The sequence below is a fragment of the Leisingera sp. SS27 genome, assembly GCF_028368855.1.
In the GTDB taxonomy this organism is placed as follows: Bacteria; Pseudomonadota; Alphaproteobacteria; order Rhodobacterales; family Rhodobacteraceae; genus Leisingera.
The window spans coordinates 173577-197674 of sequence record NZ_JAQNCY010000001.1 but is presented as its reverse complement, the minus strand read 5'-3'; the positions used below and the strand labels follow the sequence as shown (position 1 = coordinate 197674).

Annotated in this window: 26 protein-coding genes; 17 read left to right on the top strand and 9 right to left on the bottom strand. The window is 61.3% G+C overall.

Going from position 1 to position 24098, the window contains the following annotated elements:
• Positions 1 to 3: 3 nt before the first annotated feature.
• From N6L27_RS00950 to grxD, 7 genes are all read left to right on the top strand, one after another.
• Positions 4 to 909, top strand: a complete 906-nt coding sequence (locus tag N6L27_RS00950; protein ID WP_271905193.1) for a LysR family transcriptional regulator — start codon at positions 4 to 6, stop codon at positions 907 to 909.
• Between the two features lie 440 nt (positions 910 to 1349).
• Complete coding sequence (locus N6L27_RS00945; protein ID WP_271905192.1) at positions 1350 to 1604, top strand: hypothetical protein; 255 nt, start codon at positions 1350 to 1352, stop codon at positions 1602 to 1604.
• 160 nt (positions 1605 to 1764) lie between these two features.
• The gene (gene purL, locus N6L27_RS00940; RefSeq protein ID WP_271905191.1) at positions 1765 to 3930 is read left to right on the top strand and encodes a phosphoribosylformylglycinamidine synthase subunit PurL; all 2166 of its coding nucleotides are present in this window, start codon (positions 1765 to 1767) and stop codon (positions 3928 to 3930) included.
• Between the two features lie 90 nt (positions 3931 to 4020).
• The gene (locus tag N6L27_RS00935) at positions 4021 to 4539 is read left to right on the top strand and encodes a hypothetical protein (protein WP_271905189.1); all 519 of its coding nucleotides are present in this window, start codon (positions 4021 to 4023) and stop codon (positions 4537 to 4539) included.
• Between the two features lie 65 nt (positions 4540 to 4604).
• Complete coding sequence (locus tag N6L27_RS00930) at positions 4605 to 4841, top strand: BolA family protein (RefSeq protein WP_039182851.1); 237 nt, start codon at positions 4605 to 4607, stop codon at positions 4839 to 4841.
• 6 nt (positions 4842 to 4847) lie between these two features.
• Positions 4848 to 5081 (top strand): hypothetical protein, encoded by a 234-nt coding sequence (locus N6L27_RS00925; RefSeq protein WP_271905187.1) that lies wholly within the window; start codon positions 4848 to 4850, stop codon positions 5079 to 5081.
• Positions 5082 to 5188: 107 nt separating this feature from the next.
• The gene (gene grxD, locus N6L27_RS00920) at positions 5189 to 5551 is read left to right on the top strand and encodes a Grx4 family monothiol glutaredoxin (protein WP_065267143.1); all 363 of its coding nucleotides are present in this window, start codon (positions 5189 to 5191) and stop codon (positions 5549 to 5551) included.
• Positions 5552 to 5632: 81 nt separating this feature from the next.
• Here the strand turns inward: grxD and N6L27_RS00915 are convergent, their stop codons facing one another.
• The 3 genes from N6L27_RS00915 to N6L27_RS00905 are packed head-to-tail and all read right to left on the bottom strand — an operon-like array spanning position 5633 to position 7199.
• Complete coding sequence (locus N6L27_RS00915; protein WP_271905186.1) at positions 5633 to 5956, bottom strand: MliC family protein; 324 nt, start codon at positions 5954 to 5956, stop codon at positions 5633 to 5635.
• An 11-nt stretch (positions 5957 to 5967) separates the two neighbouring features.
• Positions 5968 to 6366 carry a cell division protein ZapA gene (locus tag N6L27_RS00910; protein ID WP_271905185.1) on the bottom strand — a complete coding sequence of 133 codons (399 nt, stop codon included), beginning with the start codon at positions 6364 to 6366 and terminating at the stop codon, positions 5968 to 5970.
• Positions 6366 to 7199: a colicin transporter gene (locus tag N6L27_RS00905; RefSeq protein WP_271905183.1), complete on the bottom strand. Its 834-nt coding sequence runs from the start codon at positions 7197 to 7199 to the stop codon at positions 6366 to 6368. Before N6L27_RS00905 ends, N6L27_RS00910 begins: the two co-directional genes overlap by 1 nt.
• A 243-nt stretch (positions 7200 to 7442) precedes the next feature.
• On the opposite strand from N6L27_RS00905, the gene tkt reads away from it, so the two are divergent.
• Positions 7443 to 9464, top strand: coding sequence for a transketolase (gene tkt, locus N6L27_RS00900; protein ID WP_271905181.1), 2022 nt, complete (start codon positions 7443 to 7445; stop codon positions 9462 to 9464).
• Between the two features lie 256 nt (positions 9465 to 9720).
• On the opposite strand, the gene N6L27_RS00895 is transcribed toward tkt, so the two are convergent.
• Together N6L27_RS00895 and N6L27_RS00890 are read right to left on the bottom strand one after the other, a co-directional pair.
• Positions 9721 to 10227 carry a hypothetical protein gene (locus tag N6L27_RS00895; RefSeq protein WP_271905180.1) on the bottom strand — a complete coding sequence of 169 codons (507 nt, stop codon included), beginning with the start codon at positions 10225 to 10227 and terminating at the stop codon, positions 9721 to 9723.
• Between the two features lie 121 nt (positions 10228 to 10348).
• On the bottom strand, positions 10349 to 11320 hold the full coding sequence (locus N6L27_RS00890; RefSeq protein WP_271905179.1) for a DUF808 domain-containing protein: 972 nt from the start codon (positions 11318 to 11320) through the stop codon (positions 10349 to 10351).
• Between the two features lie 242 nt (positions 11321 to 11562).
• Here N6L27_RS00890 and gap point away from each other — a divergent pair, with 242 nt between their 5' ends.
• Together gap and N6L27_RS00880 are read left to right on the top strand one after the other, a co-directional pair.
• On the top strand, positions 11563 to 12564 hold the full coding sequence (gene gap, locus N6L27_RS00885) for a type I glyceraldehyde-3-phosphate dehydrogenase (RefSeq protein ID WP_271905178.1): 1002 nt from the start codon (positions 11563 to 11565) through the stop codon (positions 12562 to 12564).
• A gap of 75 nt (positions 12565 to 12639) precedes the next feature.
• A complete protein-coding gene (locus N6L27_RS00880; RefSeq protein ID WP_271905177.1) occupies positions 12640 to 12783 on the top strand; it encodes a hypothetical protein in 144 nt (47 codons plus the stop codon).
• 87 nt (positions 12784 to 12870) lie between these two features.
• On the opposite strand, the gene coaD is transcribed toward N6L27_RS00880, so the two are convergent.
• From coaD to N6L27_RS00865, 3 genes are all read right to left on the bottom strand, one after another.
• On the bottom strand, positions 12871 to 13371 hold the full coding sequence (coaD, locus tag N6L27_RS00875) for a pantetheine-phosphate adenylyltransferase (RefSeq protein ID WP_271905176.1): 501 nt from the start codon (positions 13369 to 13371) through the stop codon (positions 12871 to 12873).
• A gap of 123 nt (positions 13372 to 13494) precedes the next feature.
• Positions 13495 to 13932 (bottom strand): CBS domain-containing protein, encoded by a 438-nt coding sequence (locus N6L27_RS00870; protein WP_271905175.1) that lies wholly within the window; start codon positions 13930 to 13932, stop codon positions 13495 to 13497.
• A gap of 55 nt (positions 13933 to 13987) precedes the next feature.
• The gene (locus N6L27_RS00865) at positions 13988 to 14884 is read right to left on the bottom strand and encodes a LysR family transcriptional regulator (protein ID WP_039182816.1); all 897 of its coding nucleotides are present in this window, start codon (positions 14882 to 14884) and stop codon (positions 13988 to 13990) included.
• A gap of 137 nt (positions 14885 to 15021) precedes the next feature.
• Here N6L27_RS00865 and N6L27_RS00860 point away from each other — a divergent pair, with 137 nt between their 5' ends.
• The 3 genes from N6L27_RS00860 to N6L27_RS00850 all read left to right on the top strand — a co-directional run bounded on the left by N6L27_RS00860 (position 15022) and on the right by N6L27_RS00850 (position 18509).
• Positions 15022 to 16521 (top strand): CoA-acylating methylmalonate-semialdehyde dehydrogenase, encoded by a 1500-nt coding sequence (locus N6L27_RS00860; RefSeq protein WP_260018415.1) that lies wholly within the window; start codon positions 15022 to 15024, stop codon positions 16519 to 16521.
• Positions 16522 to 16723: 202 nt separating this feature from the next.
• Positions 16724 to 17758 (top strand): fatty acid desaturase, encoded by a 1035-nt coding sequence (locus N6L27_RS00855; protein ID WP_271905174.1) that lies wholly within the window; start codon positions 16724 to 16726, stop codon positions 17756 to 17758.
• 148 nt (positions 17759 to 17906) lie between these two features.
• Positions 17907 to 18509: a L,D-transpeptidase gene (locus N6L27_RS00850; RefSeq protein WP_271905172.1), complete on the top strand. Its 603-nt coding sequence runs from the start codon at positions 17907 to 17909 to the stop codon at positions 18507 to 18509.
• Between the two features lie 77 nt (positions 18510 to 18586).
• Here the strand turns inward: N6L27_RS00850 and N6L27_RS00845 are convergent, their stop codons facing one another.
• Complete coding sequence (locus N6L27_RS00845) at positions 18587 to 19753, bottom strand: O-linked N-acetylglucosamine transferase, SPINDLY family protein (protein WP_271906225.1); 1167 nt, start codon at positions 19751 to 19753, stop codon at positions 18587 to 18589.
• On the opposite strand from N6L27_RS00845, the gene N6L27_RS00840 reads away from it, so the two are divergent.
• The 4 genes from N6L27_RS00840 to mmsB all read left to right on the top strand — a co-directional run bounded on the left by N6L27_RS00840 (position 19661) and on the right by mmsB (position 23750).
• Complete coding sequence (locus N6L27_RS00840; protein WP_271906266.1) at positions 19661 to 20278, top strand: hypothetical protein; 618 nt, start codon at positions 19661 to 19663, stop codon at positions 20276 to 20278. The genes N6L27_RS00845 and N6L27_RS00840 overlap by 93 nt on opposite strands.
• 362 nt (positions 20279 to 20640) lie before the next feature.
• Positions 20641 to 21780, top strand: coding sequence for an acyl-CoA dehydrogenase family protein (locus N6L27_RS00835; protein WP_271905170.1), 1140 nt, complete (start codon positions 20641 to 20643; stop codon positions 21778 to 21780).
• A 51-nt stretch (positions 21781 to 21831) separates the two neighbouring features.
• Positions 21832 to 22878, top strand: a complete 1047-nt coding sequence (locus tag N6L27_RS00830; protein ID WP_271905169.1) for an enoyl-CoA hydratase/isomerase family protein — start codon at positions 21832 to 21834, stop codon at positions 22876 to 22878.
• On the top strand, positions 22875 to 23750 hold the full coding sequence (mmsB, locus tag N6L27_RS00825; protein WP_271905168.1) for a 3-hydroxyisobutyrate dehydrogenase: 876 nt from the start codon (positions 22875 to 22877) through the stop codon (positions 23748 to 23750). Before N6L27_RS00830 ends, mmsB begins: the two co-directional genes overlap by 4 nt.
• The last annotated feature ends 348 nt before the right edge of the window (positions 23751 to 24098 follow it).

Here is a 24098-nt window from a genome sequence, read left to right as displayed (position 1 = left end):
TATATGGATTGGGATAAGCTCAGAATATTTCACGCGGTGGCCGATGCGGGCAGCCTGACCCATGCGGGTGACAAGCTGAATCTGTCGCAATCGGCGGTCAGCCGCCAGATCCGTGCACTGGAAGAAAGCCTCAATGCGACGCTTTTCCACCGTCATGCGCGCGGACTGATTCTCACTGAGCAGGGGGAGCTGCTGTTTGACGCGACGCAATCCATGTCGGCACGGCTGGAAGCGGCTTCTGCCCGTATCCGTGACAGTGAAGAGGAAGTGTTCGGCGAGCTAAGGGTGACCACCACCGTGGGCTTTGGCACCCTGTGGCTGGCGCCGCGCCTGACCAAGCTGTATGAACAGTACCCCAACCTCAAGATCGACCTGATGCTGGAAGAGCGGGTGCTGGACCTTCCCATGCGCGAGGCTGACGTGGCAATCCGCATGAAGGAGCCGAGCCAGGCCGATCTGGTGCGCAAGCGGCTGATGACAGTGCGGATGGGGCTCTATGCAACACCTTCCTATCTCGAGAAGCACGGTAACCTGGAAACTTCCGAGGATATTTCCCAGCACCGGCTGATCTGCCAGAATCAGCGGTCGGCGCAGGTGGGCTCCGCTGCGGTTCTTGGCAAGAAGCTGATGGCGATGAACCCCGGCTCGCTGCTGACAGTGAACAACTACTTTGGTGTGCTTCAGGGCGTGCTGCACAATCTGGGGATTGGCATTCTGCCTGACTATGTGACCGAGGAATTTCCCCAGCTGGTCGAGGTTCTGCCCGAAGAGTTGCAAAACGAAGTACCGGTTTACCTGGCCTACCCGGAAGAACTGCGTCACTCCCAGCGCGTCGGTGCCTTCCGTGATTTCGTGCAAAGCGAAATTATGGCCCACCGCAAACATATGAAGGAACTGGGCAAACTCTGACCGCCCGGACCGGTTTGGCATGCTGGGTTCAGAGCTGCATTGCGTCAGCCGGGCCGTTGTTTGGAAACTGCAGGCGTCAGCCATGCAAAAATCGCATAGCAGCATTGACGCTGATTTGGCGTAACTCCCCTTGAAGGGCAGGCCTCATCACCCTAAATGAAACGTATGGAGGCGGCGGCTTCGCCCCCCTTCATACCTCCCTGTTGGACTTCGGCCGAGCTTAGTGCTCGGCCTTTTTTTTGGCCAATCGGCCCTGTGCGGCCGCATGCAGCGGATTAACATCCTGCGGCGAAAACCTGTTTCTTTGATCTGATTACAACTCACCGGGTCTGCTGGTCCAGTTTTCGCCCGTTTCCCTCCTGCTTCCCTGGCGCAGAAGGTTTCGTCGACGTTCAAATTTCAGCACTTTGCCCGCATTTTGATCGTTTCTTTGATGGTTCTTGGACGCCGGCATGATCATGGGCTGCAAGTTCACGGCCAAGCCAGGCACCCTGTTCACCATCCGCAAGGAGACCTGCAACCGGGTGGAGGCGGCGTTTGCCGAAAACGGCATCAGCTTTGCCCGCCGCGAGGTCCGGATGGCAATCCCGGGGCCAGAAGATGCGGACCGGTTGAACGATACCGGGAGGCCTGCCGCGGCTGCCGCCGCGCAGCATCAGGCAGCCGAGGAGAACAAGAAGACGAGCAGCGGATGATCCAGACAACTCGGCTGCCGCGCCAGGGCTGCTGCCGTCCAATTCGCCCCTTTGCTGCCCTGCGGCCAAGTTGCCTTCATCCGTTTGCGCAACCCCTCTTTCCCAATGGCAAAGCTTGCTCTAAAAGGCGCGCAATCGCAGCCATTGGGGACGTTTACGGATGCAGGAACCCGCCATCACGCCTGAACTGATCGCAAACCACGGGCTGAAGCCCGACGAGTACGATCTGATCCTCGAAATCATCGGGCGGGAGCCGACCTTCACCGAGCTGGGGATCTTCTCCGCGATGTGGAATGAGCACTGCTCCTACAAGTCCTCCAAGAAATGGCTGCGCACCCTGCCGACCGACGGCCCGCAGGTGATCTGCGGCCCCGGCGAGAACGCGGGCATCGTGGACATCGGCGACGGCGACGCCGTTGTTTTCAAAATGGAAAGCCACAACCACCCCTCCTACATCGAACCCTACCAGGGCGCGGCAACCGGGGTTGGCGGCATTCTGCGCGACGTGTTCACCATGGGTGCACGCCCCATCGCCTCGATGAATTCGCTGTCCTTCGGCGAGCCGTCCCATCACAAGACCCGCCAGCTGGTCAACGGCGTGGTTGAGGGCATCGGCGGCTATGGCAACTGCTTTGGTGTGCCTTGTGCAGGCGGCGAGGTTCGCTTCCACCCTGCCTATAACGGCAACTGCCTGGTGAACGCCTTTGCAGCGGGCCTCGCGCGCACCGACTCGATCTTCTACTCCGCCGCCTCCGGCGTTGGCATGCCGGTTGTGTACCTGGGCGCCAAGACCGGCCGCGACGGCGTTGGCGGCGCCACTATGGCATCGGCGGAATTCGACGACACCATCGAGGAAAAACGCCCCACCGTTCAGGTCGGCGACCCCTTCACCGAAAAGCGCCTGATGGAAGCCACGCTGGAGCTGATGCAGACCGGCGCGGTGATCTCGATCCAGGACATGGGTGCTGCGGGCCTCACCTGCTCTGCCGTGGAAATGGGCGACAAGGGCAAACTGGGCGTGCGCCTGGACCTGGAAAAGGTGCCGCAGCGCGAAGAGAACATGACCGCCTACGAGATGATGCTGTCGGAATCCCAGGAGCGGATGCTGATGGTGCTGAAGCCGGAGCTGGAAGCCGAGGCACGCGCGGTGTTCGAAAAGTGGGACCTGGACTTTGCCATCGTCGGCGAGACCATTGCCGAAGACCGCTTCCTGATCATGCACAACGGCGAAGTGAAAGCCGATCTGGTGCTGTCCAAGCTGTCCTCCACCGCGCCGGAATACGACCGCCCGTGGGTTGAAACCCCGGCAGCCGAGGCGCTGACCGACGCGGATGTGCCGACCATTGACCCGATCGACGGCCTCAAGGCGCTGCTGTCCTCGCCGAACTATGCGGGCAAGCAGTGGGTCTATGAACAGTATGACACCACCGTGATGGGCGACACCCAGCGCCGTCCGGGCGCGGGTTCCGGCATTGTCCGGGTGCATGGCACCGACAAGAAGCTGGCGTTCACCTCTGACGTGACCCCGCGCTACGTCAAGGCGAACCCGTTTGAGGGCGGCAAGCAGGCGGTGGCCGAAGCCTACCGCAACCTGACCGCCGTGGGCGCCCTGCCGCTGGCGACCACCGACAACCTGAACTTCGGCAACCCCGAAAAGCCGGAGATCATGGGCCAGTTCGTCGGCGCCATCAAAGGCATCGGCGAGGCGGTTGCCGCACTGGACATGCCGATCGTCTCCGGCAACGTGTCGCTATATAATGAAACCGACGGCAAGGGCATCCTGCCAACCCCGACCATCGGCGCCGTGGGCCTGATTGCCGCGGGTGAAGAGCCGATCATCGGCGAGGCGCGCGACGGCCATGTCGCCCTGCTGGTTGGTGAAACCGTCGGCCATCTGGGCCAGTCGGCGCTGCTGGCCGAAGTCTTCAACCGCGAGGACGGCGACGCCCCGGCGGTGGACCTGGAAGCCGAGAAGCGTAACGGAGAGTTCATCCGCGCCAACCGCGAACTGATCAAGGCCTGCACCGACCTTGGCGATGGCGGCCTGGCGCTGGCGGCGTTCGAGATGGCCGAGGAGGCCGGCGTCGGCGTGCAGATCGACGCGGGCGACACCCAGACCGTGTTCGGCGAGGATCAGGCGCGTTACCTGATCGCCTGCAACTTCGACCAGGCCGAGGCGCTGATGCTGGCCGCAGGCCAGGCAGGAGTTGCCATCACCACCGTCGGCAAGTTCGGCGGCGACATGGTGAAAATCGGCACCTCCGAGGCGCCGCTGGCAGAGCTGAAGGACATCTTCCGCTCCAGCTTTGCCGCTGCTGTGGCCTGATTGCTGGCCCGAACGGGCGGCAGTTGATACATGAACATTGGCGGGATGGCGCAGCCGTCCCGCCTTTTTCTTTGTCCCGGAGGCATGCCGATGACCTTTCCAGAGCTGACAGAGGATTGCAGCCGCTGTGCGGGCCTTTGCTGCCTCGCCTATCCGTTTGAGGCGCATGAGGATTTCGGCCTGCTGAAGGCGGCAGACACCCCCTGCCCCAACCTCGCCCCGGACTTTCGCTGCTCCATTCACACCGATCTTGCCAAATGCGGCTTTGGCGGCTGTGTGGCCTACTCCTGCGCCGGTGCCGGCCAGCGGGTGACACAGGAGCTGTTTGATGGCGAAACCTGGCGTGATGACCCGGACCTGCTGAGCCATATGACCTATGCCCTGCGGGTTGTCCTCCCGGTCCATGAGGCGCTGCTGGTTCTGCAGGAGGCCGCTGCGCTGCCTTTGCCGCAGGACTTTCAGGACCGCTGCGCAGAGCTGGCCCGGGCGCTCTGCCCGGTGGACCCCTCCTCCGTCTGGGATTTTGAGGAAGATACCGTGCAGGAGGCGCTGGCAGCGGTGCCGGAATTTGTCGAAAGCATTGCGCCTTTTGCGCCGGGCCAAGCCTAAACCTGCTTGCACAGTACCTGCCGCACACCTACATTTTTGGCAAACAAGACAAAGGACTTCCCCGGATGCCCATGCAAGCCCATGAAATCGAAGAACTGCTGCGAGATGCCTTCCCGGATGCCGAAATCCAGGTCGGCGGCTCCGACGGTGTGCACATGTCGGCGATGGTCGTCGACGAAAGCTTCCGCGGCAAGAACCGCGTCCAGCAGCAGCGCGCCGTCTATGCCGCGCTGAAAGGCAAGATGGACGGCCCAGACGGCGAGTTGCACGCGTTGGCGCTGACCACCAAGGCGCCGGAATAACCCGGGATGTCGCTGTTCTCTTCTATCCTGGTGATTGGCATTGTGATCATGACCGCCATAGTGGCGCTCGTATCCCAGCGCCGCCGCCCGCTGGAAGAGGATGACGATGACCCGAACTACCACACCCTGCGCTCTGATTATCAATCCGGCATGGGTGGCGGGTCGGCCCGAACTTGGAAAGTTCCCAAAGACCCGCAGGAATATGCCCGTTTCTTTGTTCCCAAGAACAAACGGAAATAGCGCTACACGCACCCCGGTGTTCCCATTTGGGCGGATTGGCAAAATGAACGGCATTCCTTATATGACCGCCAACGGAAACGGCGCAGCTGCCGAAAGGAAATGAATACATGACCGACGCAAAGACCCGCATCGACGAAACCGTCAAAGCCAATGACGTGGTGCTCTACATGAAAGGCACCAAGGAAATGCCGCAGTGCGGCTTCTCCTCGCGCGTTGCGGCTGTGCTGAACTACATCGGTGTGGACTACACCGACGTCAATGTTCTGGCGGATGAAGAGATCCGGTCCGGCATCAAGGAGTATTCCGACTGGCCGACCATCCCGCAGCTTTACGTCAAGGGCGAGTTCGTCGGCGGCTGCGACATCATCACCGAGATGGCGCTGTCCTCGGAACTGGACACCCTGTTTGACGACAACGGCATCGCCTTCAACAAAGAAGCCGCCGATAAGATCCGCGAAGCCAACGCCTGATCTTAGGTGTCCGTAACAGAAAAAGCCTCCCGTCTTTTGACGGGAGGCTTTTTTCATTCCTGCGGTTGCGCCGGCCAGCGCCTATTGTTCGAAACAATTGTTCAGTACAAGGCTGCTGCGGCCCGCTTCCTGCCAGGCAAGAACACCCTGCCCTCCTTTCACGTGCCAGATGTAACCGTCCGTATCGCTCTCTGGCGCGTAGCGGACGCCAGAGCCGGAAGGGCCGGCCTTCAGCACCACCAGATTTCCTTCTGCGAGCAGCACAACCGAGCTTTGACTGCCGGTTTCGACATACACAGCGTCGATCCAGCCGCCGTCACAGCTGTAGGCTGTTTCTTCAAGGGCCTGGCCTGAAGCCGCCCGCACCGGCCCGCAAACAGCCGCGGCGGCGGCCGCTAATAGCATCAACCTGAAATTCACGTGGCCGCTGCCTGTTCTTCGATCTCCAGCGCCAGCGCCTCGGTGCGGGCGGCCAGTTCGGCCAGGGTCTCGTTTACTTGCGGCGGCACCACTGCGACCTCGATCCGCTCCGGTTCGGGTGCAGGCGCGGCCTTCAGCGTTTCCAGCTCCTGCATGCGTTCGGCCAGCTCTGCCTCGACTTCCTTGATCCGGTCCTCGACCGCGGCAGTCTTGTCGGCTAGCATCAGCCCGGCCATCAAGAGCATCCGCGCCTCGGGCATGCGGCCGATCTGGTCAGACAGCACCTGCGCCTCGTCATCCAGCATCTTGGCGGCAGCGTGCAGATAGCTTTCCTCACCCTCCTGGCAGGAGACCTCAAAGCCGCGGCCGCCGATATGAATGGTCACTTCGGGCATCAGACTTCCTCTCCTTCAGGCAGGTTCCGGGCGTTGACCAGGAGCGGCTCAAGCTTGGCGAGAACCGCATTGACCTGAGCCTGATCACTGGCCTGCGCAGCGCGCAGCCCCTCGATCTCAGCTTCCATCGCCGTGTTGATCAACCCGGCATCGCCGAGGCTTTGCGCGTTGGCCTCCCGCAGCGCGGCGTTGGAGGCGCGCAGCTCCTCATTTGCCAGCCGCAGCTGCTGCAGTTCGGTGTCCAGCCGCACCAGTGCCTCGTTCTGGCGTTCCAGTTCAGCGTCCAAGTCCGGGGCATCCGCCTGTGTTCCGCCTGCGGCTGGTGCGGCCTCCAACTGTGCCTGCAGGGCGTCATTGGCTGCCTTGGCCTCGGTCAGTTCATCCTCCAGCGCTTCCTTTTCGCTGGCCGCGGTATTGGCTGCCGCTTCCAGCTGGCCCTTCAGGCGGGCAACCTCAGACCGCAGCGCTTGTTTCTCTGCCGGGTCTCCGGCTTCGTTTCTCAGGAGTTCAAGCTCAGCCTGCATCGCGGCCACGTCTTCATCGCTGGCGGATCCCGCAGACGTTCCGCCCTCCGCTTCCTTCAGCCGGGCGTGCAGCACCTTCACCCGTTCTTCAAGCTGGGCGTTGGCAGTCTTCTCTTCGTCCAATGCCTGCTCAAGCTCGGCGCTGGCGGCCCCGGCTGCGGCGGCCTCAGCGGCCTGAACAGCCTCGGCGGCGGCTTCCTCAGCCTTGATCCTGTCCGCAGCGCTCGCCTCCTGCAGCGCGGCAGAGCCTGCACTGATGCGCTCCAGCGCGGCCTGAATGCGGCCTTGCAATTCTTCAATCTGGTTCATGCCTGTCCCTCACCCGCACCCGGCCGTTCCATTATCCTTCCGCTGTCCGTCCGAATCGAGCGGGCGCGGCAGGCCTGGGCCAGTTCTTCCCTTTCAGGAATAAATCACCCCCCTTTGCGTTTCAACCACTTGCCGCGCCTAGTTCGCGCAGTTTGGCTGCAATAGGCGCAACCATGCTTGATCTTTGGCTGATCGCTGTTATTGAGCGCAGCAAATGCCTGTTAACGCCAAAGGACAATCCAAGTGGACCTGACAGCCCTGCGCACCGCCAATCCCGACCATTGGAACAAGGCCGCCGCCATCCGCGCGCTGGCACTGGACGCCGTTGCCGCCGCCAACTCCGGCCATACCGGCATGCCGATCGGCATGGCCGACGTGGCCACCGTGCTGTTTGAAAAGCACCTGAAGTTCGACGCATCCAACCCGCAGTGGCCGGACCGCGACCGGTTCATCCTGTCGGCGGGTCACGGCTCGATGCTGATCTATTCGCTGCTGTACCTCACCGGCGACAAACAGGTGACTCTGGATCAGATCAAGAATTTCCGTCAGTCCGGCGCACTGACCGCGGGCCACCCCGAGAACTTCCTGCTGGACGCGGTTGAAGTCACCACCGGCCCGCTGGGCCAGGGCATCTCCAACGCTGTCGGCTTTGCTATGGCTGAGGAAATGCAGCGCGCCCATTACGGCAAGAAGGTTGTCGATCACCACACCTATGTGATCGCCGGCGACGGCTGCCTGATGGAGGGCATCAGCCAAGAGGCCATCGGCCTCGCAGGCCGCCACCAGCTGGGCAAGCTGATTGTCTTCTGGGACAACAACAACATCACCATCGACGGCACCGTTGAGCTGTCCGACCGCACCAACCAGGTGCAGCGTTTCAAGGCGTCCGGCTGGCAGGTGATCGAAATCGACGGCCACGACCCGGTTGCCATCGACGAGGCCATCACCGCAGCGAAAAAATCGAAGAAACCTTCGATGATCGCCTGCAAAACCCACATCGCCCTGGGCCACGCCGCACAGGACACCTCCAAAGGCCACGGCGCCCTGACCGACCCTGACCAGCTGAAAGCGGCCAAGGACGCCTACGGCTGGACCGGCGGCGCGTTTGAAGTGCCCGCAGAGATCAAATCCCAGTGGAAAGAAATCGGCGCCCGCGGCAAGTCCGAGCGTGCCGCCTGGGAAGCCCGCTTTGCCGAGATTTCGCAGCAGAAGCAGGACCGTTTCAACCGTGCCTACAACCTGGACGCGCCCAAGAAGCTGTCCGCTGCCATCAAGGCGCTGAAAAAGCAGGTGAGCGAAGAGCAGCCCAAGGTTGCCACCCGCAAATCCTCGGAAATGGCGCTGGCCGTCATCAACCCGCTGATGCCGGAAACCGTGGGCGGCTCCGCCGACCTTACCGGCTCCAACAACACCAAGACCGGTGACCTGGGCGTCTTTGACACCGACAACCGCAAGGGCCGCTATGTCTACTGGGGCATCCGCGAGCACGGCATGGCCGCGGCAATGAACGGCATGGCGCTGCACGGCGGCATGCGCCCCTACGGCGGCACCTTCTTCTGCTTCACCGACTATGCCCGCCCGGCGATGCGCCTGGCCGCCCTGTCGAAGATCCCGTCGGTGTTCGTGATGACCCACGACTCGATCGGCGTTGGCGAAGACGGCCCGACCCACCAGCCGGTGGAGCATCTGGCGATCTGCCGCGCGACCCCGAACACCTATGTGTTCCGCCCCGCCGACACCGTGGAAACCGCCGAGGCCTGGGAAATTGCCCTCACCTCCAAGGAAACCCCCTCGGTGATGACGCTGACCCGTCAGAACCTGCCGACCGTGCGGACCGAGCACAAGCTGACCAACATGGTCGAAAAAGGCGCATACGTCTTGGCCGAGGCAGAGAACAAGCGCCAGGTGATCCTGATCGCCACCGGTTCGGAAGTGTCCGTTGCCATGGAAGCCAAGGCCAAGCTGGAAGGTGAAGGCATCGGCACCCGGGTTGTCTCCATGCCCTGCATGGAGCTGTTCGCAGCCCAGGACGAAGCGTACCGCCGCAAGGTCCTGCCCGCAGGTCCGGTGCGTGTGGGCATCGAAGCCGCCGTCCGCGACGGCGGCTGGGACCGCTGGCTGCTGGGCGAGCGCGGCCAGGAGAAGAAAGCCGCATTCGTCGGCATGGACCGCTTCGGCGCCTCTGCCCCGGCAGGCGAGCTGTTCGAGAAGTTCGGCATCACGGCCGAGGGTACCGTGGCGAAGGTGAAAGTGCTGCTGGGTTAAGCTCGATTAGCTTGCATCAAAGAAATTGAGGGCGCCTCACAGGGCGCCCTTTTACTTTTTGGTCGATGAGCTTGGCCGAAGCACGCGGGTGGGGCAAACTTCAAGCGCGAGTGAACCGCAGGTAAGCTACGAAAATGCCGACTGCAAAGATAACCCAAAACAGCAAAATTTGTAGGATTGAAAGCAGTGTACTGTTCGTCTTTTGTGCGAGATATTTTTCCACAAACAGACGATACAAAAAGCGAATACCGATCATTCAATTTGCATCAGTCTTCGCAGTGACAGTGTCGGGCTTCCCGATCCAGCAACGCACCGCAAGCGCAACTATTACCCCCAATGCTACAAAAACAGCGGTAGATTTCGCCAACATGAGCCAGCCGTAAGCTGTAAGTATACCGTCAATTTCCCGAACGTAGTCACCTCCACCAAGCTGAGAGCTATAGTTCGGGTCGAGTGACTTCATCCAACCGCGAAAACGACCTGCTACGATACTCACTAGTGCCATAAAGAGTGCAATTGCACCGCCCCAGAACGCGGCCCTAAAGCAACTTATTTCTTTACGCATAATCCGCCTAAAGATTGGTGCAGCGATCAACCAGCAGCAAAAAAACGAAATCGGAAGCCCAATGGCTGCTGCCCAAGGGAGAATTCCTACCCCAATCTCAAACGAAAGCGGCAATGCAATCCCTGTCCACCCCAACAGCGCAGACAAATTAACCGCAGTTGCCAATTGTCTTCGCGAGTATGCTAATTCGTCAGCCATAAATTGAAGACATCAAATCTTTGAAGTTGAATGGTTTTTTTAACATGACCTCGGTTCGAACCTCATAACTGACTAAAAGGAGCTTTATCGCTTATGGTTTAGCAGAGACAATAACACATTCTCAGTGGTCCGCCTTCTCGCTGCCAAACTTCCCCAAAACCGGCCCGATCACCTTGGTCGCCAGCGGGATCAGCAGCAGCCCCCACACAACCCCAAACACGCCGTCCATCGCCGCCTTGGCACTCCACTCGGCAAAGCCGGTCCAGCCCTCAGGCACCGCATGGCCCACGGCATAGGCCCAATCGTGGATCAGATGACCCAGCCAGCCAAAGCCCAGCACCTCCAGCCCGTGGATGATGATGGAGCCGCCGACCCACAGCATCGCTGCGGTGCCGACAACGGACAGGATCCACATCAGCACCGGCATGAACTTGACCAGCCCGCGCCCCAGGCCGCGCCCCACCGGCGTTGGTGCGTTGCCCGCCAGATACAAGCCCACGTCGTCCATCTTCACGATCACTGCGACTGAGCCGTAGACGGCCAGCGTCACACCAATCGCCACCACGGCCAGCGTTGCCGCCTGCATCCAGACATTCGGCGCCTCGATGGCGGCCAGCGCGATGGTCATGATCTCCGCCGACAGGATGAAGTCGGTCTTGATCGCGCCCTTGATCTTCTGCTCTTCCAGATGACCGGGGTCCTTGATGCTCATATCTTCGTCAATAGCGTGGCTCGCGTGCGGGAACAGCACGTGAAAGACCTTTTCCGCGCCTTCAAAACACAGGTAGGACCCGCCCAGCATCAGCAAGGGCGTAATTGCCCAAGGCGCAAAATTCGCCAGCAGCATGGCGACGGGCAGCAAAAGGATCAGCTTGTTGAACAGCGAACCCCGGGTGATGCGCCAGATGATCGGGAGTTCACGCGCCGGGGCAAAGCCCTGCAGGTATTTCGGCGTCACTGCCGCATCGTCGATGATTACGCCTGCGGTCTTGGCGCCGGCCTTGCCCGCCGCTGCCGCCACATCGTCGACTGATGCCGCAGCCACCTTGGCAATCCCCGCCACATCATCCAGCAGCGCCAGCAATCCGCTCATGCCAAATCCTTCAAACCTGTTCGCGTTTGGGGGCAATCTGCCCGGTTCCGCGCCGCAGCACAAGCGTTAGCGCCACCGCGCACGGAGCGCTGATTTCCGTTAACGCCACCGGATGAAACCGTTACCGCCAACATAATGATTTTGCGCTAACAGTTTCATTTAATGACGCTTTTACCCCTTTAGGCCACATCCGCCCCGGTCTATATGGCGGCCAAAGGTTTTGCTCGCTTGGAGACGTACTCATGACCATCAAAGTCGGGATCAACGGTTTTGGCCGCATCGGCCGCTGCACCCTGTCGCACATTGCCGCTTCGGGCCGCGACGACATCGAAGTGATCAAGGTGAACGCCACCGGCCCGCTGGAGACCGCGGCGCATCTGATCAAATACGATAGCGTGCATGGCCGTTTCCCGGGTGAAGTGACCATCGGCGACGGCACCATGAACCTGGGCCGCGGCGACATGCAGATGTTCTCCACCTACGACATGAACGAGCTGGACTGGTCCGGTTGCGACGTGGTTCTGGAATGCACCGGCAAGTTCAACGACGGTGAGAAGGCCAAGGCGCACCTGGAGCGCGGCGCAAAGAAGGTTCTGCTGTCCGCCCCCGGCAAGAATGTCGACAAGACCATCGTATTCGGTGTCAACGACGACCAGCTGGAAGCCGGTGACACGATGATCTCCAACGGCTCCTGCACCACCAACTGCCTGGCGCCGCTGGCCAAGGTGCTGGACGAGGCCTTCGGCATCGAGCATGGCATCATGACCACGATCCACGCCTACACCGGCGACCAGCCGACCCTGGACCGCCGCCACAAGGACTTGTACCGCGCCCGCGCTGCCGCCATGTCGATGATCCCGACTTCGACCGGCGCTGCGAAGGCCCTGGGTGAAGTGCTGCCGAACTTGAAGGGCCGCCTGGACGGTTCTGCCATCCGCGTGCCGACCCCGAATGTCTCCGCTGTGGACCTGACCTTCCGCGCCGGTCGCGACGTGACCGCAGAGCAGGTCAACGCCGCCGTCAAGGAAGCCGCAGAGGGCCCGATGAAAGGCGTTCTGGGCTATGAGCCGGCGCCGCTGGTCTCCATTGACTTCAACCACTCCCCGGAAAGCTCGATCTTTGCGCCGGACCAGACCCGCGTGGTCGAGGACCGCATGGTGCGCGTGCTGGCATGGTACGACAACGAATGGGGCTTCTCGGTCCGCATGGCGGACGTTGCTGTCGCCATGGGCAAGCTGGGCTAAACGCCCCTGGCCTCTTGAGAATTCGCGCCCGCTCAGGTTATCTGGGCGGGCGTTTTCATTTGCGGCGGAGCCTTCATGACCAACCGGATTGCCATCTACCTCGGGCTGTTCCTGATCACCGCCGCTGTCATCGATATCATCCTGTTCGGCGACACGCATATGATCTTTCTCGGCAAAAAGCTGTTTGCACTGATCGACTGGGCCGCATTCTGGCGCTGAAGCCCCTCACATTCCAGCAGCGTTCCCCGGACAGCAAAAAGCCGGGCGTCAGCCCGGCTTTGTTTGTTTCCAATGCTGTGATTGGTTTCAGCCGGACTTACCCAACCGCTCCATCAGCTTGTCATTGACAAGCGGTGTGACGAATTTTGACACATCGCCATCCAGCCGGGCGATCTCCTTGACCAGCTTTGACGCGATTGCCTGGTGCCGTGCCTCCGCCATCAGGAACACGGTCTCGATCGAGCTGTCCAGCGCCCGGTTCATGCCGACCATCTGAAATTCATACTCGAAATCGGCGACCGCCCGCAGGCCGCGCACGATGATCTGGGCGCCGACGTCGCGGGCGCAGTCGATCAGCAGGTTCTCAAACGGATGCGCCACGATCTCGGTGCCGGTCTCGTCGCTCAGCTTGGCGCATTCCGCTTCGATCATCGCCACCCGCTCCTCCAGCGGGAACAGCGGCCCCTTGTCGCGGTTGATGGCGACGCCGATCACCAGCTTGTCCACCAGTGCGCTGGCGCGGCGGATGATGTCGATATGACCGATGGTAATCGGGTCAAAGGTGCCGGGATACAGACCAACGCGCATGGGCGGCCTCCTGCCTTGTCAGAAATTTCTGCACACGCAAACATATTTGCCGCTGCCAATGCAAGTAGGCAGAAATACAGAGAGCCCGCCTGCGGCCAAGTGCCCCGCGCGCCGGCCTGCGGCTCAGTGGCCCATGATCATGTCCTGCAGCGCGTCCTTCTCCATCGCGACCTGGGCAAGCTGCGCCTTGACGGCATCGCCCAGTGTGATGATCCCGATAAGCTTTCCGTCGTCTTCCACCACCGGCATGTGGCGGAACCGGCCATCGGTCATCTGCTGCAGGACCTCGCCGACGTTGGACTGGCTGGTGCAGGTGACCAACTCCTTGGTCATATAGCTGCTGACCGGCTCGTCCAGACAGCCTGAGCCGGATTTGGCCAGTTCCCGGACGATATCGCGCTCAGACAGAATGCCGTCCGGATAGTCTCCGTCGGCGGAGACAACCACGGTGCCAAAACGGTTGTCGGACATGACTTTTGCTGCCTCGGAAACACTCGCAAACAGGCTGACCGTAACAACACCCGAGCCGGCCTTGGACTTTAAAATCTCTTGAACGAGCACGCTGGAGACCTCCGGAAATAACTTCTCTATAAATTAAGTGTGCCGCAACGCAGCTTTAAGTCAAGGCTTCCAGCCGGGCCACCTCGTCGCGGATGCCCTTGGACAAGGCCTGGGCAAAGCGGTTCAGCCGCTCGCTGCGCTGGTCGCCCTGGTGGCGCACCAGGTGGAAACTGCGCGTCAGGCTCACCTTGTCGGTCAGGATCTTACGCAGCATCCGGTGGGCCGGCAGGCTGAAATCATGTGCCACGCAGACCGCCGTTCCTTGCGCCGCCATCTTGATCTGCACCGAGACAGAGTTGGACGCCAGCGCCACACGTTCGATCCCGATGTCGTTCAGATAGTCCAATTCCTTGTCAAAAATCATGTCGGGGATATAGCCGATCATCTTGTGGCCCTTCAGGTCCTCCAGCTTTTCGATCGGCGGATGGTCCTTCAGGTAATGACGCGAGGCGACAAGGTGCAGCTTATAGTCGCAGATCTTCTGCACCAGCAGTTTGCCCGCCGTGGGTGCACTGACCGTAACAGCCATATCCGCTTCGCGGCGGCTGAGGTTAATGACGCGGGGCAGCGCCACGATCTGGATATCCAGATCCGGGTTCGCTTCAGCGATCTCGGCACAGACCTGCGGCAGGATGTAATTGGCGCTGCCATCGGGCGCGCCGATGCGGATCTGGCCGGACATGGTGTCGCTGGGGCCGCTCAGGGCTTCCGTCCCTGCCCGCATTGCCTGTTCCGCGGCCTCGGCATGGACCAGCAGCCGGTCGCCGGCGGCGCTCAGGGCATAACCTTGCGGCGATTTCACGAACAGCGGGGTCTCCAGTGCCGCCTCAAACCGGGCAATGCGGCGGCCGACGGTGGCGGGATCCATCTTGAGGATGCGGCCGGCGCCCGACAGGCTCGCCTCCCGCGCCACCGCCAAAAACACTTTCATATCATCCCACTGCGGATCCATTGGCCCCGGGTCCTCCGTTCTGCTGCTAACCTTACGTTAACCTTTTGCGTTCCTGCAAAGCCTCTTTGAAATGTTTCCTCTTTTCCGATGTTTTTTGCAAGCCTACGATATGGGCAAGATGAACAGAGGAGGATCCGATGAAAGAACTCGGCCACTTTATCAACGGCAAACTGGTCTCCGGCACCTCGGGCCGCTTTGACGATGTTTTCAACCCCGCAACCGGCGAAGTGCAGTACCAGTGCCCGATGGCCAGCGCTGCCGAGACCACCGATGCGATCGAAAAAGCCGCCGCGGCGCAGCCCGCTTGGGGCGCCACCAACCCGCAGAAACGCGCCCGCGTGATGATGGCGATGGTCGGCCTGATGAACCGCGACATGGACAAGCTGGCAGAGGCGCTGAGCCGCGAGCACGGCAAGACCATTCCGGACGCCAAGGGCGACCTGCAGCGCGGTCTGGAAGTGATCGAATACTGCATCGGCGCGCCGCAGATGCTGAAGGGTGAATTCACCGACAGCGCAGGCCCCGGCATCGACATGTACTCCATGCGCCAGCCGCTCGGAGTTGTCGGCTCCATCATGCCGTTCAACTTCCCCGCCATGATGCCGCTGTGGCATGTCGGCCCGGCGCTGGCCTGCGGCAACGCGGTGGTGCTGAAACCGTCCGAGCGCGATCCCTCCGTGCCGCTGATGCTGGCGGAGCTGTTCGTTGAGGCCGGCCTGCCCGAGGGCGTGTTCCAGGTGGTGAACGGCGACCGCGAGGCGGTGGACACCATTCTGGACAGCGAGATCATCCAGGGCGTGTCCTTCGTGGGCTCCACCCCGATTGCGCAGTACATCTATTCCCGTGCAACCGCCAACGGCAAGCGCGCCCAATGCTTCGGCGGCGCCAAGAACCACATGATCGTGATGCCCGACGCCGATCTGGATCAGGCCGCTGACGCGCTGGTGGGTGCAGGCTTCGGCGCGGCCGGCGAACGCTGCATGGCAATCTCGGTTGCGGTTCCGGTGGGTGAGGAAACCGCCGACAAGCTGATCGAGAAGCTGATCCCGCGCATCGAAAAGCTGAAAGTCGGCCCCTACACCGCCGGCGACGACGTGGACCTGGGCCCGGTTGTAACCGCCGCTGCCAAGGAACGCATCCTGGGCCTGATCCAGTCCGGCGTCGACCAGGGCGCCAAGCTGGTGGTCGATAACCGCGACTTCAAACTGCAGGGTTACGAGGACGGTTTCTTTGTCGGCGCCCACCTGTTCGACCATGTCACCACCGACATGGACATCTACAAGCAGGAAATCTTCGGTCCGGTGCTTTCCACTGTGCGTGCAGGCACTTACGAGGAGGCGTTGAAGCTGGCGATGGATCACGAGTACGGCAACGGCACCGCGATCTTCACCCGCGACGGCGACACCGCGCGTGACTTCGCCTCCCGCGTGAACATCGGCATGGTGGGTATCAACGTGCCGATCCCGGTGCCGCTGGCCTATCACACCTTCGGCGGCTGGAAGAAGTCGATGTTCGGTGACCTGAACCAGCACGGCCCTGACAGCTTCAAGTTCTACACCCGCACCAAGACCGTGACCTCCCGCTGGCCCTCGGGCATCAAGGAAGGCGGCGAGTTCAACTTCAAGGCCATGGACTAACCACTTGCGGTATAACACGAAAAGGCCCCGGACATTCCGGGGCCTTTTTCAGTCCCTGTTTTCCGATGCAATTGCATTGCTGAAAATCGTGGCGGTTTTGCCGGCACGGAGTCAGTTAAAATAAGCTCTTCAGCCAGTTTTTGCTTGTTCCGCAGCGTAACTCGTCTATCCGGTCTGGAAGAGACAGACAAACGGCAGGCGCATGAGCAAGACAGAAGTACCGGACCAGCCGCAGGCGGCTGCAAAGACCGCCCGCGACTGGGTCAAGATCCTGGCCCAATACCGCGAACCCAATTCCTTTCGCAGCAGCTTTGAGCTGGCCGTGACCGTGGTGCCTTTTCTGGTGCTTTGGGCGCTGGCCTGGTGGTCGCTGTCGGTCAGCTACTGGCTGACGCTTGCGCTGTCAGTTTGCATCGCTGCCTTCCTCCTGCGCCTGTTCACCATCCAGCACGATTGCGGGCATGGGTCCTTCTTCAACAACCGGCATGTCAGCGACTGGGTGGGCCGCATCATCGGCGTGCTGACGCTGACCCCCTATGATGTCTGGCGCCGCACCCATTCGATCCATCACAGCACCCACGGCAACCTGGACAAACGCGGGATGGGCGATATCCACACCATGACCGTTGCCGAATACCGCGCGGCCAGCCGCTGGGACCGGCTGATCTACCGGCTGTACCGCCACCCGGTGACGCTGTTCTGCATTGGCCCCGGTTACCTTTTCTTTTTGCAGAACCGCATCCCCTATGGCCTGACAGGGCAGGCCCGCTACTGGATCAGCGCAATGGGCACCAATGCATCGATCCTGGCCGCGCTGGGGCTGATCTGGTATTTCGGCGGCCTGATGCCGCTGGTGCTGATCTTTCTGCCGGCCACCTTGATCGCTGCCACCGCCGGCCTGTGGCTGTTCTATGTGCAGCACCAGTTCGAGACCACCCAATGGGAGCAGGAAGAGGACTGGCAATTGCATGACGCCGCGCTGCATGGCAGTTCGCATTACGTGCTTCCGCCGGTGCTTCAGTGGCTCAGCGCCAATATCGGCATCCACCATGTGCACCACCTTTACAGCCGCATCCCATTTTACCGGCTGCCCGAAGTTCTGCGCGACCATGCAGAACTGGCCGAAGGCAACCGGATGACCATCCGCGAAAGCCTGGCCAATGCCCGGTTGCACCTGTGGGATGAGGACAGCAAGCGCCTCTTGTCCTTTGCCCAGGCCCGCAGCCTGGCGGCCTGACCCCCAGACAGTTCCCGGACGGCAATCTTCCGCTGCCCGGGAAAACACAAGCTTGTGAGACGCGGATTTTCCGCTATGCCGCCCCTAGGAAAACCCGCGCTTGCGCTTATCTTGTGCCGGAGTTTTCGAGCAGCACGGTAGAGGCACCATGACCAAACTCCGCATTACCCGCCGCGCAACCCTGATGGGTCTTGGCGCCACGATGGCCACCCCGGCCCTTCTGCGCGCCCAATCTTCTGATGCCTTCCCGCAGAGCGAGCCTGCAATCCGCGAGGAAGTCCCGGTGCAGCGCAACACTTCTGCCTTCACGCAGCAGAACTGGCAGGACCATTTCGAGACTCTGGGCGTTGGCTGCCTGCTGGCCGACATCAGCTCCCGCGCGCTGCATTACTGGGGTTCGGACGGTGAAACTTACCGGCTGTTCCCTTCCTCAGTGCCAATGACCGAGGATCTGACCAAGCGCGGTTACACCAAGGTTGTGCGCAAGAGGGAAAACCCCAGCTGGACCCCGACTGCCTCGATGCGGGAGCGCGACCCGTCACTGCCGGTGACCATCGAAGGCGGCGTGCCGAACAACCCGTTGGGTACCCGCGCGATGTACCTGGATTGGCCCGCCTACCTGGTTCACGGCACCCATGACACCCGCAAGATCGGGCGGCAAAGCTCCTCCGGCTGCATCGGTCTCTATAACCAGCACGTCGAAGAGCTTTATGAGCTGGTGGAGATCGGCACCCAGGTCCGGCTGCTCTGACCTGTCAGTTCCGTTCAATTGACCTGAATCGGAAAAGGCGCGAAATCCTCCGCGCCTTTTGTCATAGTCCGGTTTGATCAGCTCAGGCTTATATGGTCCGGTTTCAGCCCGGCATTGAATCGCTCCAGCGTTTTCTCCAGCAGCGCCTCAAAGTTGCGGGTGAACTTTTCGGTGTCATACAGCGGGCCTGTTTCGATCCCCTGTTTCACCCGTGTCTTCACGTCCGCCAGGTATTCCTTGTCACGCGCCAGTTTCAGCGCCAGCGCCTGATACTGTTGCGGCGTGGTGGCAGTCAGCTCATCCATGCCAATTGTGTGCAGCAGGCTCGCTGCGACCCGTGCCGCGAACTGCTTGCCGACTTTCGTAACAACGGGAACACCAGCCCAAAGGGCGTCACTGGCCGTGGTGTGAGCGTTGACAAAGAATGTATCCAGAAAAATGTCCGCCAGCGGGAGACGGGCCAGGTGCTCTTCCTGCTTGGCAAACCCGGTAAAGACAATCCGGTCCGGCCCGATACCCCTCCGCTTCGCCTCAGCCAGGATGTTTTCCCGGACTCCATCACGGACTGCGTAGAACCACAGAACACTGTCCGGCACCAGCTTCAGGAGCTTCATCCAGATGTCGAACTCGTCCGGTGATACCTTGTAAGGGCTGTTAAAGGAGCAGAACACCACCGCATCCTCCGGCAATCCCGCGTCTGCCCGGGTAGGTTTGTGCTCAGCGGCTTTGCGGGCATCATCATTCGACTGATAACAGTCCGGCATATAGAGCACTTTTTCAGTGTAATGCTTCCGGTACTTCGGGGGCACCACAACTGGGTCTGCAACCATATAGTCGATGGATTCCACGCCAGAGGTTCCGGGGTAGCCGAGATAGGAAATCTGAACAGGCGCCATGCGGTGATCGAACAGATTGATCCGGTTGCCCTTGGTATGCCCCTTCAGGTCAACAGCAATGTCCAGACCGTCCTCCCGCGCCTGTTCGACAATTGTCTCGCTGTCGACATTTCCCACGTGCCGGTAGACATCCGCGGACTTTTCCGCCCTGAGCCGCCCGTCATTGTCGTTCATCGCACCGTAGTCATAAATGTAGATTTCAAACTTCTCACGGTCATGAAGTTCAAACATCCGGCCGATAAGGAACATCGTTGCATGATCCAGGAAATCACAGGAGAAATAGCCAATACGGATCTTGTCTTTTTTCGGCAGGGGTGCAGTGAACTTGGCCGTTTCGGTCTTACAGATCTTGTTGGCTTTCGCCGCAAGAACAGAATACTCCTTTTGCATTTCAGGGTCGTCGGCAAGGCTCAGGAAGGAAAACGGATCGATGACCGCCAAACCTTTCGAACCGCTCTTGATCTTCCGCCGCGCTTTATCAAAGTCTGCCCAATCGCATTTTTGCCGTTTCAGATGCATCATCCGGGCAAAGACAACCTCATTCGAAGGGTTGAATTTCAGCGTATCCTGAAAATAGTTGATAGCCTCTTCTTCCTGGCCAATCCGCATCAGGTAGCTTCCGATGTAGGCCAGGCATTCCGAATTCTGAGGTTCAAGCCGCAACGCTTCGATGTGACAAAGAAGAGCTTTATCACGTTTCTCCATCAACTCGAAAACTTCGCCGAGGGTGGTGTGGATCTTGCGGTTTTTGGGGTCAAGCTTCAGTGCGCGTTCCAGCAGATAGACCGCATCGTCAAAGCTGCGGTCAATGGCCTTTCGCCGGGCATCCTTCATCAAATGCGCGGCCTGTTCCTTTGGGCTGCCCCCATTTGACTTCAGTGTCCCGTGCTTGACAGACAGGGCAAAATCAGCGCGGGCGTTGCCAGTCACAGCCTGAGCAAAAGCTTGCTTGACCTGGTCCGGGCTCTGCGGAACTGATGAAGCCAGAAAATGCTGCGCCCCGGAATTTGACACTGCGCTTACTCCTTTTGGAATGTGCGCGCGGGATTGACCCGCGCTTGATCGGTTTGAGACAGAGTTTCGCGCAAGTTTCTTAATTTTCTCCTCATCCCTGGCCGTACAGGCAGGGCATTGCTGCACGCCGGCTTTGCATTTGCGCAGCTTGCCTCAGCGTCCGCCGGCCGCTATTAAATAAACAACTGTTCAATTCATCTGAGCGACGGGAGGTACGGCGCATGGATTTTGCACTGACAGAGGAACAGCAGGCCATTTTCGACATGGCCCGCGCATTCGGCCAGGACAATATTGCGCCGCATTCCCGTGAGTGGGAAAAGGCTGGCACCATCCCCAAATCCCTGTGGCCGCAACTGGCGGAGCTGGGGTTTGGCGGTCTTTACGTCTCTGAGGAATACGGCGGCTCCGGCCTGTCGCGCCTGGACGCCACCCTGGTGTTCGAAGCGCTGGCCATGGCAGATCCCGCGATCGGCTCCTTCCTGTCGATCCACAACATGTGCGGCGGCATGATCGACAAGTTCGGCTCGGAAGAGACCAAGCAGAAATGGCTGCCCGGTCTTTGCACCATGGAGAAGATCTTCTCCTACTGCCTGACTGAACCGGGCTCCGGCTCTGACGCTGCAGCGCTGAAAACCCGCGCCGAGCGCAGCAATGAGGGCTACATCCTGAACGGCACCAAGGCGTTCATCTCCGGCGGCTCTTACTCCGACGCCTATGTCGTGATGTGCCGCACCGGCGAGGACGGCCCCAAGGGCATCTCCACCGTGGTGGTCGAGGACGGCAACCCGGGCCTGTCGTTCGGGGCGCTGGAGGACAAGATGGGCTGGAAGGCGCAGCCGACCTCTCAGGTGCAGTTCGACGATTGCGCGATCCCCGCGGAAAACCTGATCGGCGAGGAAGGCAAGGGCTTCTCCTACGCAATGGCGGGTCTCGACGGCGGCCGTCTGAACATCTCAGCCGGCGCGCTGGGCGGTGCCCAGGCGGCGCTGGATCAGACCGTGCAGTACATGTCCGAGCGCAAGGCCTTCGGCAAATCCATCAACCAGTTCCAGGCGCTGCAGTTCCGGCTGGCGGAATATGAAACCCGCCTGCAGGCCGCCCGCACCTTCCTGCGCCAGGCCGCATGGAAACTGGACACTGGCGCCCATGACGCCACCAAGTTCTGTGCCATGGCCAAGCTGATGGTTACCGACACCGCCTTTGACGTGGCCAACGGCTGCCTGCAGCTGCACGGCGGCTACGGCTATCTGGCCGACTACGGCGTCGAGAAGATCGTGCGTGACCTGCGGGTGCACCAGATCCTGGAAGGCACCAACGAGATCATGCGCCTGATCGTCGCGCGCCAGCTGATTGCAGAGTAACCTGCAATCAGCACACTGCCCGCGGCAACACATACTGACGGAGCACGCCCGATGAGTGATATCCATATCCGCAAATCCGGCCAGGCCGGCCGCATCACCTTCACCCGCCCGAAGGCGCTGAACGCGATGAGCTACGGGATGTGCATGGCAATCGACGCGGCCATGCGCGACTGGGCCGGGGATGACGCCGTCAAACTGGTGGTAATCGATGCCGAGGGCGACAAGGCCTTTTGTGCCGGCGGCGACATTGCCGAGCTTTATGACACCGGCACCAAGGGCGACTATTCCTATGGCCGCACCTTCTGGCGCGATGAATACCGGCTGAACGCCCGGATTTTCGAGTACAAGAAGCCGGTGATCAGCTTCATGCAGGGCTTCACCATGGGCGGCGGTGTCGGCATCGGCTGCCACGGCACCCACCGGGTGGTCGGCGAAAGCAGCCAGATCGCCATGCCGGAGGTCGGCATCGGGCTGGTGCCGGATGTGGGCGGTTCGCTGATGCTGTCGCTGGCGCCGGATCACCTGGGCGAATACCTCGGCATGACAGCCGCGCGGATGGGCGCGGATGACGCCATCCTCGCAGGCTTTGCAGACTACTTCATCCCGCAGGAACAATGGCCCGCGCTGGTCGCCGCGCTGGAGGAGACCGGCAGCGCTAAGCTGGTCGAGGATGCCGCCAAGCCCGCGCCTGAGGGCAAGCTGCGCACGGTCCGCGAGCACACCGCCAGACACTTCGGCAAGGACAGCCTGGAGGACATTCTTGCTGGTCTTGAGGCCGGAGATAGCGAGTTTGCCGCTGCCGCACTGAAATCTCTCAAACGCAACTCGCCGCTGTCGATGGCCTGCACGCTGGAGATGCTGCGCCGCCTGCGCGCCGACGGCCCCGCCATCCGCCGCGCGCTGGACCTGGAATACCGCTATACCTTCCGCGCCATGGAACAGAGCGATTTCCTGGAAGGCATCCGGGCCCAGATCATTGACAAGGACCGCAATCCGCAATGGCAATATGCAGGCCAGCCGGTGCCGGCACAGGCGGTTGACGACCTGCTGGCGCCCTTGGGCGCGGATGCGCTGACATTTGAGGAGGAACTCGCATGAAGATCGGATTTATCGGACTTGGCAACATGGGCGGGCCGATGGCCGCCAACCTGGCCAAGGCAGGCCACGACGTCACCGGTTTCGACATGGCCGATGTCAGCATCGAAGGCGTCAGAATGGCAGCCTCCGGCCCTGAGGCCGCGGCAGGTGCCGATGCGGTGATCACCATGCTGCCCAACGGCGCCATCCTGCGCCTTGTCGCGGCGGAGGTGATCCCGGCCATGGCCAAGGGCGCCGCGCTGATCGACTGCTCCACCGTCGATGTGGACTCCGCCCGCGCGGTGGCTGAGCAGGCAGAGGCCGCAGGTCTCCTCTCCGTCGACGCGCCGGTCTCCGGCGGCATCGGCGGCGCCGCGGGCGGCACGCTCACCTTCATGGCCGGCGGCTCGGCAGAGGCGTTTGCGGCAGCGGAACCGCTGTTTGACATCATGGGCCAGAAGGCCGTGCATTGCGGCGAGGCCGGAGCAGGCCAGGCCGCCAAGATCTGCAACAACATGATCCTGGGCGTCACCATGATCGCCACCTGCGAGGCCTTTGCCCTGGCTGACAAGCTGGGCCTCGACCGGCAGAAGATGTTCGACGTGGTTTCCACCTCCTCCGGCTACAGCTGGACCATGAACGCCTATTGCCCGGCCCCTGGCGTCGGCCCGCAGTCGCCCGCCGACAACAACTACCAGCCGGGTTTTGCAGCTGAACTGATGCTCAAGGATCTGGGCCTCAGCCAGCAAGCGGCTGAGAGCGCCGATGCAGACACCCCGATGGGGGAACTGGCGATGGCGCTTTATAAGAAGTTCGTCGAGGACGAAGACGGCAAGGGCATGGATTTCTCTGCCATGCTGCCGCGGTTCGAGAAGCGCAGCCGGGAGGGCTGACACGCCCGGCCGCCTCCACGCGGTTTCCTCCCAAACCGGCTTGGCGCCAGGCCGGCCCCGCACAGGGCCGGCCTCTGGCATCCGGAACACCGCGCGCGGGCCTGCAAAGATGTTTTCCCGGCCAGCCAAACACGTCCGCAGCAGCACGTCCTGCACCGGAATCGGTTGCGTGCAGCGCAACGCCGCGCAGGCGAAAATCCGCGGCTTTTATCCCGGCACTGAGCTAAAACCGGCTGCCGGTTCCGAAATGCTTCTGCCGGCACAACGCAGAACCTGCAAGCGCGGGTTCTTGCCGCCGCCCGAGCGGCAACTGGCGGCGCGCCGCCGCCGTTTTTCGGCTCCCTTGGC

Excerpts from the sequence above, each read along its gene's own strand:
- N6L27_RS00865 (WP_039182816.1), bottom strand. The coding sequence starts at position 14,884 with ATGGATCCGCAGTGGGATGATATGAAAGTGTTTTTGGCGGTGGCGCGG.
- N6L27_RS00895 (WP_271905180.1), bottom strand. The coding sequence starts at position 10,227 with ATGGCTGACGAATTAGCATACTCGCGAAGACAATTGGCAACTGCGGTT.
- N6L27_RS00880 (WP_271905177.1), top strand. The coding sequence starts at position 12,640 with ATGACCAACCGGATTGCCATCTACCTCGGGCTGTTCCTGATCACCGCC.
- mmsB (WP_271905168.1), top strand. The coding sequence starts at position 22,875 with ATGAAGATCGGATTTATCGGACTTGGCAACATGGGCGGGCCGATGGCC.
- N6L27_RS00915 (WP_271905186.1), bottom strand. The coding sequence starts at position 5,956 with ATGCTATTAGCGGCCGCCGCCGCGGCTGTTTGCGGGCCGGTGCGGGCG.
- N6L27_RS00850 (WP_271905172.1), top strand. The coding sequence starts at position 17,907 with ATGACCAAACTCCGCATTACCCGCCGCGCAACCCTGATGGGTCTTGGC.
- N6L27_RS00930 (WP_039182851.1), top strand. The coding sequence starts at position 4,605 with ATGCCCATGCAAGCCCATGAAATCGAAGAACTGCTGCGAGATGCCTTC.
- N6L27_RS00835 (WP_271905170.1), top strand. The coding sequence starts at position 20,641 with ATGGATTTTGCACTGACAGAGGAACAGCAGGCCATTTTCGACATGGCC.
- N6L27_RS00925 (WP_271905187.1), top strand. The coding sequence starts at position 4,848 with ATGTCGCTGTTCTCTTCTATCCTGGTGATTGGCATTGTGATCATGACC.
- N6L27_RS00860 (WP_260018415.1), top strand. The coding sequence starts at position 15,022 with ATGAAAGAACTCGGCCACTTTATCAACGGCAAACTGGTCTCCGGCACC.
- N6L27_RS00890 (WP_271905179.1), bottom strand. The coding sequence starts at position 11,320 with ATGAGCGGATTGCTGGCGCTGCTGGATGATGTGGCGGGGATTGCCAAG.
- N6L27_RS00905 (WP_271905183.1), bottom strand. The coding sequence starts at position 7,199 with ATGAACCAGATTGAAGAATTGCAAGGCCGCATTCAGGCCGCGCTGGAG.
- gap (WP_271905178.1), top strand. The coding sequence starts at position 11,563 with ATGACCATCAAAGTCGGGATCAACGGTTTTGGCCGCATCGGCCGCTGC.
- N6L27_RS00830 (WP_271905169.1), top strand. The coding sequence starts at position 21,832 with ATGAGTGATATCCATATCCGCAAATCCGGCCAGGCCGGCCGCATCACC.
- N6L27_RS00950 (WP_271905193.1), top strand. The coding sequence starts at position 4 with ATGGATTGGGATAAGCTCAGAATATTTCACGCGGTGGCCGATGCGGGC.
- N6L27_RS00855 (WP_271905174.1), top strand. The coding sequence starts at position 16,724 with ATGAGCAAGACAGAAGTACCGGACCAGCCGCAGGCGGCTGCAAAGACC.
- N6L27_RS00910 (WP_271905185.1), bottom strand. The coding sequence starts at position 6,366 with ATGCCCGAAGTGACCATTCATATCGGCGGCCGCGGCTTTGAGGTCTCC.
- N6L27_RS00935 (WP_271905189.1), top strand. The coding sequence starts at position 4,021 with ATGACCTTTCCAGAGCTGACAGAGGATTGCAGCCGCTGTGCGGGCCTT.
- grxD (WP_065267143.1), top strand. The coding sequence starts at position 5,189 with ATGACCGACGCAAAGACCCGCATCGACGAAACCGTCAAAGCCAATGAC.
- coaD (WP_271905176.1), bottom strand. The coding sequence starts at position 13,371 with ATGCGCGTTGGTCTGTATCCCGGCACCTTTGACCCGATTACCATCGGT.
- purL (WP_271905191.1), top strand. The coding sequence starts at position 1,765 with ATGCAGGAACCCGCCATCACGCCTGAACTGATCGCAAACCACGGGCTG.
- N6L27_RS00840 (WP_271906266.1), top strand. The coding sequence starts at position 19,661 with ATGATCCAGGAAATCACAGGAGAAATAGCCAATACGGATCTTGTCTTT.